The following is a 9,278-nucleotide window of genomic DNA, read 5'->3' as shown; positions in this document are numbered from 1 at the left end:
GCGAGGACCACGTCGATGAAAAAAGACCGGAAAGTGATTCCATTCCCATTGCTTGTGGAAGAGTCCGAATTGCTGGCCGAGCTGAAGAAATTATATGAGCAAGCGGCACTCGCACGGAGCACGCAATGGACAAACTATATTCAAGAAATCGCCTCGGAAGGCACATGGCATTTGAAAGACGCCGAACTGTTCCGCGACCTATTCATCGATTGGGCCGTCTTCTTTGAGACGGACGAGGACGGGATGACGCCGCACGGTCGCTATTTAGCGGACCATAAGGCGGACATGTCCCCGGCCCTGTATCACGCGCTCCGCGGACTCGCCGTCCCGCGCTGTTCAGTCTTTGAAGTGACCGAGGACGGTCTTCGCGACTGGGAGACGAAGGAGACGTATCGCGTCAACCTCCCTGAAAAACGTGAAGTCGGTGACATCATGCTCGGGAAACTGCTCGACATTCGCGGCAGCTGGCGTTTCGGATCGGCGTTTCTCGCCCTCCCGGCGAAGATGGCCGGCAACGTATCGGATTTATACATCGACTTCACGGACGAGGTCGGCCCAGGTGCGTTCCTCGACCAGTTCCCCGAATTTTGTGCGGAGCTGATCGATTTGTTGCTCGATTTAGAAGAAGGGGTCATCATCCCGAAACCATCAAAATAACCGAGAGGCGGCCGCCTCTCGGTTATTTGTTATTCTACGTAGAATTGTGTACTCGGAAGCAACGCTTTCGCTTCGTCGTTCGCAGCAGATATGACTGCACTTGATACAGCTTTTCCGTCTTCATATACGTCGATGATGGCCCCGTCTGTCACTTGTTGCACATGGTAGAGTTGTTTGCCAACGTAAGCCGTCGTTCCATTCTCGTCTTCGATGACTTTACGTGACGACGACTCGCCACTCTTCAAGTCTACGACGATTTCAGACTTGTCTTCTTGAAGCGCCAGAAACTCATCGTCATATAGCACAGCGTCCCACATCTCTCCATCGTCCACCAACGTGACGACTTCCTTCGACTCGACGTCATAGGCATAGATTCCCGGACGAGTTTCCTCACTCGTATACGTCTCCCCATCCTCGGTATACGTCCCAATCGTGGCGACCCGTACCGGAATAAAGCGGTTATCGATTGCGATTGGCAGCTGATTCACCCCGTAAAACCAGGACGACCCGAACATTTCTGACACGTAACCGCGATCCACTTCAACGTCTTGGATGGCAATCGCCATTTCCTTCTCATCAAACACGGCCAACTTCGTCACGGGCTCATCGTATCCGTCTCGATACATTAAATGGAGCGTCTCACCTTGTAAGAACAATCCGACCCAATTCCCTTCCATGACGTCGACCGCCCCACTCACATTCGATGGAATCACAGTCGTCGTCACGTTTTCACCTTCTGACCGGTAGATGATGATCTCTTTGTTCTCTTTTTGCCCGATTCCGACATACCCATCGACCGTTCGAACCGTTTGCAAGTAATTTAAGTTTGTCGTCTGACGATAAAATTCGCGCATGACCGGGTCCATCAGATCACGTTGCTGGAGCGCCTCCTCGATATAACTTAAATGAGTCGTGACCCGGCTTCGATCTGTCGTCACAACGAACCGCTCCCCAATTGTATCGTCATGATCGTAGAGCACGTTGACATGCTTGTCTGTCCACAATTCTTCGTTCGAGCTCACATTGAGCGACCATTCCGCCGACGATGATCTTGAATCGACGGCATATGTACCGAGTCCGATCATGACGACCGCGCCGAGCGCGACGACATTCCACATTCGTTTCATACTCTCACCTCACACACTTAGTTTCTGTTTCAACTGGCGACGGCCCATCCATACGGTTCCAACAAACCAAAATGCCAAAAGTAAACCGAATACGAGAAGCGTCTCTTCCATGAAGAGCTCGTTCTCAATCGCGAGAAATCCGAGCAACGGCAACCCGATGACGGCCCCGATTGTCAAGGCTGACAAGAGCTGCGCCCATATCGTCCGTTGCCATAAACTCCGTTCTAATAAAACGAATGCAAAGATAAACAAGATGACGAGCATAATCAACAGTTGATGAATGAAGAAGTTGAATACGGAGCCTGGATACATAATCATCAACGTCCCGTCATACGCCACGATTTGATCGAACGCGCCGCGCACCGGAATCATCTGTGAATCGAACCAACTCGTGAACGCGACGTATTGAAGTTTCAGCGCAATCCATTGAATCGAGAACAATCCGAGCACCATCAAGATCATTGTCGCCAGCTTCGCAGCGAAGACGAACATCCGCTGTTGCGGTAGCATCAGCAACCGCATCATGAACGTACCACGGCCTTGGAAGTCGCGATACCAAATCCAAAAGCTATACAAGAACATCGCCGCGACGGCAAATCCAATCGACAAGATGAACGGAGTGCCCCCGATGTAGTTCCCGAACGTCAACACGTAATCCGGCGTCCCGGTACGGCGAATCTCTTCATACAGCGCTGTCTCGCTCCATAAGAAATAGCCGAGCCATGCGAACTGTGTGACGACGAGCAGTGAAATCAAGATGAGGTATGGTTTCGTCACCCGTTCGACTTCCCATCCGATTAGTTTCAATAGGTTCATGCCCCGTACTCCTCTCTCATGACATCGACGATCGATTTCCCATGTATGAAGCGGACGTCCTCGACATCGAACTCGCGGACGATTCGTCCCCGGTTCAACATGACGGCCTTGTCGACCAAATATTCGATATCGTCAATCTCGTGCGTCGTAATCAGCACGCCGCGGTCTTCCATCACATCACTCGAGAACAATTCAACAATCTGTTCCTTCGAAAAGACATCGATGCCCGAGAACGGCTCGTCGAGCAATAAATAGTCCGGGTCTTGTGCGATGCCGAGCGCCAAATTCACTTTCGCGAGTGTCCCTTTCGACAGCTCGTTCAACTTGTCTTCCGGGAACAGCTTGAACTCGTCGACGAGACGGGCGAACAGTTTCGAATCGAACTTCGGATAAAAGTCGCGCATGAACGCCTCACACTGTTCAATCGTGAAGTGAGTCGGGAACGTCGAATGGTCCGGAACGAACGCGACGCGATTCAAATCGAGCGGCTTCCCATCGATTAACACTGTACCGCGGTCGAACGGAGTGAGCCCCATGATGCCTTTTAAAATCGTCGATTTCCCAGTCCCGTTCAATCCGATGAGGCACGTGATTTCCCCTTTTTGTGCCGTGAACGACACGTCTTCGAGCACTTGCTTTTTACGGTATCGCTTCTTAACTCCCAGTACTTCGATCATCGAGATTCCCCTCCCCGTATTGCCGTTTGATTTTATCAACAAGCTCATCCATCGTGACGTCGAGCTCTTGAATCGATTCGACGAAGACGGCGACCGCCTCGTCGACGAGCTCCGTGCGGATTCGTTTCAGAACATGTTCATCGGTCGTGACGCGGCTCGGCCGGTTCCGTTCGGTCGTAATCAATTGTTGTTCCTCCATCTCTTTGAACGCCTTTTGGACGGTGTTCGGATTGATTTTCAGTTCGGTCGCGAGTTCGCGACGCGACGGCATTTCTTCGCCCGCCTGTAATTCTCCGAGCGCCATCTTCTTTTTGAAGTAATCGACGACTTGGATATAGACGGGGGCTCTCGTGTTGAATTGAATGATCATAGGCCACCTCTCTAAGTGTATGATGCGACTAATACACTATCTGACTGTATTATTACCGTAATACACTTGACTGTCAACAACTTATTTGTAAAAACCATCCAAAACAAAAACGCATCCACTTGAATATGGATGCGTCAACCCGCTTGAACGATGTGGTCGGCCTTGCCTTTCGGGTTGACCGTCTCAAGATAATGCGCTTCTCCTGGCCAGTAACGTCGCGTATACTTGTCGAGCCGCTCTGCCAAGTCACCGATGTATGTATCGCGATGCAATACCCGCTCATAGCGGACCTCTTGAGGGCAATCGAGGTAGACGACGTAATCAAAATAATTCCGCCATTCGTCACGCAGCAAAAAGATGCCTTCGATGAGGACAAGTCCGTTCGGTGTAATTTCTACCGTTCGGTCGATGACCTCATCTCGGTCGCGCTCATAATAAGGCAATGTCAACTTCGCTTGCCCTTCCTGTAGCGGCTTGAACAACGTCTCCACGAGCAAGTCGACGTCCCATTGGCGCGCATAATATTCCATCGCCTCCGATTCACCAGTCCCATAACGCTTGAACCGTTCGACGATAAAGTCATCGATATGAAAGACCATCACATCGTTCGCAAGGTCGCGCAACTGCTCGACCATCGTCGTCTTCCCAGATCCGCTCAGCCCATCGATGGCGACGATGAACGGCCGGTCCGACGCATGTTTGACGTATTCACGACGAAGCATCTCCTTCAGCGTCTCCATCCTTTCATCTCCTTTAACGAAAAAAGTCAGCCGCTTGGGCTGACTTCAGTTTACCAGAGCACCCACCCGCGCGCTCCCGGAGGTGCACTTTCAATCAAGTGCCAAATCGGGATCGTGTACGCGAACGCGATTAAAACGAACGTGACGGTGATCCACAGTTTCCAGTTCTCGAAGAAGCGAGGTGTCTCCATCGCGGCTTCTTCGGTCTCCGCGAGCGGGAATTCTTCCTCTCCTTTCGGGGCGAGGAACGACAAGTTGAACATCGAGTAGACGAAGATGAGAACAGAAATTAAGAGGATTGTCCCACCGATCGCCATGGCGATATGGTACGGGATCCATTCCCGCGTGAGCGCGTCCGAAAAGTAAGTCGCCGGACCGGTCCGTCGCGGGTTGCCTTGGAGTCCCGAGATGTGCATCGCGTATGACATGATCGACATCCCGAACGCCCACGTAGCCGTTTGCAGCAGCCCGAGGCGATTCATCGCCTTCGTGAGTGTGCGGCCGCGAAGGACTGGGACGAGCCAATACGCCGTCCCGAAGAACGTCAAGGCGACAGCCGTTCCGACTGTGATATGGAAGTGACCGGTGACCCAAAGCGTGTTGTGCACCATCGCGTTCAATTGATGCGACGCGTTGATGATCCCGCCTGCACCGGCCGGAATGAAGAACAACATCCCGACGAACGGCGCGAGGAAGCGGACGTCACTGTACGGCATCTTCTTCACCCAACCGAACAGTCCGCGGGCACCGAGGGCGCGCCCTCGAAGTTCAAACGTCGCAAACAGCGAGAACGCCGTCATGAACGACGGGATGACAACGAGGAACGTCAAGATGACTTGGACGAACTTCCAGAACGGATCGATGCCAGGTTCTGTCAACTGATGGTGAAAACCGACCGGGAACGAGAACAACAAGAATAACAGGAACGCCATCCGAGCGAGAGCATCCGAGAAGATTTTTCCCCCGATGACTTTTGGCACGACCGTATACCAGACGATATAAGCCGGCATGAGCCAGAAATAGACGAGCGGGTGACCGAAGTACCAGAACAGCGTCCGCGACAACTCGATTCCGACCGTGTCTTTCCATCCGAGCGAAAGCGGCAGCAGCTGGAACAAAATCGTCCCGGCGACACCGAGCGTGGCGATGACCCAGAGGAGCATCGTCATGATACTCATGAACGCCGGAAGTGGCGGGTGAATCCCCGGGTTCTCCCGCTTGTAGTCCGCGTACATCCGGAACATCGCGAACGCCGAGAGCCACGTCCCGACGACGAACAAGACGAGACCGATATAAAACACCGGATCGGCCATGAGCGGCGCGTAGAACGTATAGAGCACCGTCGCCTTATTCGCGAGCACCATAATCGTGACGAGCACCGCACCGGCGATAATCATCCAAAAACCGAGCCAGGCGAGGCGTGTCGGGAATGCTTCGAATCGCCCGAACGACTTGGCGAGGAGCGCGTAAAGAAGGCCGATGATGAACATCGTTGTGAAGACGAGGCCGAGCATGATGCCATGTGCGGTCAACAGTTGATAATAGCCGAAGACTTCCGGAATGACACCGGTCCGAATCAATGTCTGCATGAGTCCCGCCAAGCCACCGATCAAGACGGCAAGGACCGAGATGACGACGTGGGCATAGGCGAGGCGCGCTTCTTTGACACCGATACTCGGTACAGGCACGCCCCGCTCCATTTCCCATTGTTTCAATTTTGAAGCGACATCGTTCACGTTAATCCACCACCTTTATTTTTGTCGCCATCATGTGATGGCCTGTCCCGCAATACTCGTTACAGAGGATTAGAAATTCTCCGGCTTCTTTAAACGTATACGTGAGCGAGTTGATATGACCCGGTACGACCATCATGTTGACCGGTGTCCCGACGAGCTGAAAGCCGTGGACGACGTCAGGTGACGTGACGAGGAACGTCACTTTCGCCCCTTTCGGAATCTCGACGTTGCCCGGTGTGAAGGTGAACGCTTGGGCGACCATGACGAGCTCGTATTCGTTGTCCCCGATTTTGTGTAACCCCGGGTTATCGAACGGCGCCGTCTGATGGACGGTGGCCGGGTCGATCAAGTCGGCGTCAGAAGCCGGCTGGTTGCCGGATGCAAATGCGGATATGCCAAGGACGGTCAAAAAGACGCCCAATAAAATGATGCCGAAACCTAACCAATATTTTTCAAGTTTATGAATGTGCAACGTACGTCACTCCTTTCTGCGTTATCGTGTGAGGAATAAATAAAAGACCGACGACCACATGACGATGATGACGCCAGCGACGATCATGACCGATGTGAACGTGCCTCTCAAGTCTGGTTCTTTCCCACCGTTCTTATCCAAGTGAAGGACCCCTTTCCGTTATGATTTCCACTTTCATTGTATGAAATCGAGTTACCGTTAATATGTGACTTTTCTCACTCGAAAAGTGACAATCACATCATTTTTGCGTAGTTTTCACACACAAAATTCACAAATACAAAAATAAAAACCGTCTCACGAGGAGACGGCTGTTGAATCGTTATAACCGGCAAATCCCAGCCGGACACCCTTCGCAATGACAGAGTTCTTTTAAGAAATCGAAATCATGGATTGCAATTGCGTTGGACGACGTCGTCAAGATCCCGTCCTTACGCCACTGGCTCATGAGACGATTGACCGTCTCACGCGGTGCACCGATCAGTTGACCGAGCTCCCCGTCCGACGGATGTCTCGGGATGACGACGGTCTCGTCTTCTTCCACCCCATGCATCGCCGCCATGCGGAGCAACGTCGAGGCGAGCGCTCCGGGTTTCCCGTAAAGAAGCAAGTCGCGCACTTTCATCTCGGAGTGCTTGCGCATCATCGACGTCCAGCGAATGATTTCCCCTGCGAACCGGATATCCTGTTGCATGAGCGTCTCGAGCTCTTGCTTCGAGATGGTACCGATGACACTCTCTTCTGTCGTTTCGATACTGTATGAGCTCGGGTACGATTCCACGATGTCGAACTCACCGAAAAAGTCACCTGATCCAAATAAAAACATGACGAGCGGATTCCCTTTTTTCGTGATTTTTGTAAACTTGACCGCTCCACTTTTTATATAAAAGAATTTGTCACACTTCTCGCCTTCCCAACAGACGATACTCGCCTTCGGATAGGTATGCGTCGCCATCATCTCGAGCAACAATTGTTTTGTCTCGCTCGAGAAGATGAAACTGTTCGGTTGGGTCGTTCCACATTTCGTCGACATCATGCCCTGCTCCCTCCATCATTCGTTATGAATGTCTCGTACCTGTTGATCGTATGGATTTATTATACAGGAGAACGGGCAGCTTCATCACAGAAGTATGTGACATTTCAAACAATCTTCGTTTTTACGCATACAAAAACTGCAACCCTTCTAGGTTGCAGTTTACATTCAACGGTAGACGAGACGAATTAATTTCTCGGCCGCCTTAAAGTTCGGGTACCGAAGCGGCAAATCAAACTTTGTCGTGTTTCGTAAAATCGATTTCGCATGGCTGAACGTCTCAAAGCTGTATCGTCCGTGGTACGACCCGATGCCGCTGTCGCCGACTCCGCCAAACGGTAAGTTCGGGTTCGTCAAATGCATGAGGACATCGTTGACACATCCTCCGCCGAATGCAAGATGTTTGAACGCCTTCTGTTCGACCGATTTCGATTCGGTGAATAAATAAAGTGCGAGCGGATGCGGACGTTCGGAAACGAATTCAATCGCCTCGTCCAAATCACGATATGTCAGAACCGGTAAAATCGGACCGAAAATCTCATCCTTCATGACGTTCGCCTCCGCTTGGATGTCTGTCATCACAGTCGGTGCAATTTTTAAGATGTCACGGTCAGTCTCCCCGCCAAAGTAAATGTCGCCTTCCTCTAGATAACGGCTAATCCGGTCGAAGTGGCTCGTATTGACGATGCGCGTGAATCGTTTTGTCCCGACCCCATTGCCGAACATCGCAAACGCCTCCCGCTTAATCGCCTCTAAAAACTCGTCTCGGCGTGATTCGTGAACGAGAACATAGTCGGGTGCGACGCATGTTTGACCGGCATTCATCCATTTGCCCCAGGCGATCCGTTTCGCCGCGATGTCAATGACCGCATCTTCATGCACGATGGCAGGTGATTTGCCGCCGAGTTCAAGTGTGACCGGCGTCAAATGTTTCGCCGCCGCATCCATGACGATTTTCCCGACAGCAGTCGACCCAGTGAAGAAAATATGGTCCCATTTCTCGGCGAGAAGCGCAGAAGCGACGTCTTTGTCCCCCTCCACGCTGACGACGTAACGGTCAGTGAAGGCGCGTTCGAGCACGGTCGTAATCATGCGGGCCACGTTCGGCGTGAGTTCGGACGGTTTGACGACGGCCGTATTCCCGGCTGCGATGGTTCCAATGAGTGGGGCGATCGCGAGTTGGAACGGATAATTCCAAGGGGCGATGATGAGGACCGTCCCATACGGTTCATTCATAATCTCACTTTTCGTCCCGAGATGGATTGCCGCTCCGCTCACGCGTTTCGGACGCATCCAGCGCTTCAATTCACGTGTCGTTCGATTGATTTCATCATAGATGAAGCCGATCTCGGTCGTGAACGCATCGAGTTCAGATTTGTTCAAATCTGTCTGGAGCGCCTCGATGATTTCTGGTTCGTGATGTTTGATGGCTTCTTTCAAAAACGTCAACATACTGAGTCGAAACGCGAGCGACTTGGTCGCTTGTGTCTTATAGAAACGGCGTTGCTTCTGAATCAGTTCCTCGACTGACAATTGTTCAATCGGTGCGAGCATGAAGGTTCCTCCCTTGATGGATAGCGCTACAACCATCTTATCATTTCAACCTCGGCCTCGACCATTTTGAACCTTCTCGCTCTTGACACTCCCACGGCT

General features: G+C 51.9%; 11 protein-coding genes. 1 reads left to right on the top strand and 10 read right to left on the bottom strand.

All coding sequences use genetic code 11. The features are described 5' to 3' along the window. Nucleotides 1–657: hypothetical protein (locus DI14_RS10745; protein WP_235193453.1), on the top strand; the 657-nt coding region annotated here is incomplete at its 5' end. A gap of 29 nt (nucleotides 658–686) precedes the next feature. Here DI14_RS10745 and DI14_RS10740 read toward each other — a convergent pair. The 10 genes from DI14_RS10740 to DI14_RS10700 form a co-directional block, all read right to left on the bottom strand. Beyond that, the gene (locus DI14_RS10740; RefSeq protein WP_034808405.1) at nucleotides 687–1,784 is read right to left on the bottom strand and encodes a hypothetical protein; all 1,098 of its coding nucleotides are present in this window, start codon (nucleotides 1,782–1,784) and stop codon (nucleotides 687–689) included. Nucleotides 1,785–1,793: 9 nt separating this feature from the next. Further along, complete coding sequence (locus DI14_RS10735) at nucleotides 1,794–2,600, bottom strand: hypothetical protein (protein ID WP_034808403.1); 807 nt, start codon at nucleotides 2,598–2,600, stop codon at nucleotides 1,794–1,796. Continuing rightward, nucleotides 2,597–3,277, bottom strand: coding sequence for an ABC transporter ATP-binding protein (locus DI14_RS10730; RefSeq protein WP_034808401.1), 681 nt, complete (start codon nucleotides 3,275–3,277; stop codon nucleotides 2,597–2,599). The genes DI14_RS10735 and DI14_RS10730 overlap by 4 nt, the downstream gene beginning before the upstream one ends. Next, complete coding sequence (locus DI14_RS10725; RefSeq protein ID WP_034808399.1) at nucleotides 3,255–3,647, bottom strand: GntR family transcriptional regulator; 393 nt, start codon at nucleotides 3,645–3,647, stop codon at nucleotides 3,255–3,257. Before DI14_RS10725 ends, DI14_RS10730 begins: the two co-directional genes overlap by 23 nt. 134 nt (nucleotides 3,648–3,781) lie before the next feature. After that, the gene (locus DI14_RS10720) at nucleotides 3,782–4,387 is read right to left on the bottom strand and encodes a kinase (RefSeq protein ID WP_034808397.1); all 606 of its coding nucleotides are present in this window, start codon (nucleotides 4,385–4,387) and stop codon (nucleotides 3,782–3,784) included. A 50-nt stretch (nucleotides 4,388–4,437) separates the two neighbouring features. Further along, nucleotides 4,438–6,087 (bottom strand): b(o/a)3-type cytochrome-c oxidase subunit 1, encoded by a 1,650-nt coding sequence (locus DI14_RS10715; protein WP_200871118.1) that lies wholly within the window; start codon nucleotides 6,085–6,087, stop codon nucleotides 4,438–4,440. Between the two features lie 37 nt (nucleotides 6,088–6,124). Beyond that, the gene (locus DI14_RS10710; protein WP_034808393.1) at nucleotides 6,125–6,595 is read right to left on the bottom strand and encodes a cytochrome c oxidase subunit II; all 471 of its coding nucleotides are present in this window, start codon (nucleotides 6,593–6,595) and stop codon (nucleotides 6,125–6,127) included. A gap of 21 nt (nucleotides 6,596–6,616) precedes the next feature. Continuing rightward, nucleotides 6,617–6,736 (bottom strand): cytochrome c oxidase subunit 2A, encoded by a 120-nt coding sequence (locus DI14_RS15360; RefSeq protein WP_152545902.1) that lies wholly within the window; start codon nucleotides 6,734–6,736, stop codon nucleotides 6,617–6,619. 178 nt (nucleotides 6,737–6,914) lie between these two features. Next, nucleotides 6,915–7,628 (bottom strand): Crp/Fnr family transcriptional regulator, encoded by a 714-nt coding sequence (locus tag DI14_RS10705; protein ID WP_235193452.1) that lies wholly within the window; start codon nucleotides 7,626–7,628, stop codon nucleotides 6,915–6,917. Between the two features lie 165 nt (nucleotides 7,629–7,793). Next, nucleotides 7,794–9,179 (bottom strand): aldehyde dehydrogenase, encoded by a 1,386-nt coding sequence (locus DI14_RS10700; RefSeq protein ID WP_034808391.1) that lies wholly within the window; start codon nucleotides 9,177–9,179, stop codon nucleotides 7,794–7,796. Nucleotides 9,180–9,278: the final 99 nt, after the last annotated feature.

The sequence above is a fragment of the Exiguobacterium sp. AB2 genome (assembly GCF_000696055.1).
Lineage (GTDB): Bacteria > Bacillota > Bacilli > Exiguobacteriales > Exiguobacteriaceae > Exiguobacterium > Exiguobacterium alkaliphilum.
This window is presented reverse-complemented; position numbering and strand designations above follow the sequence as displayed.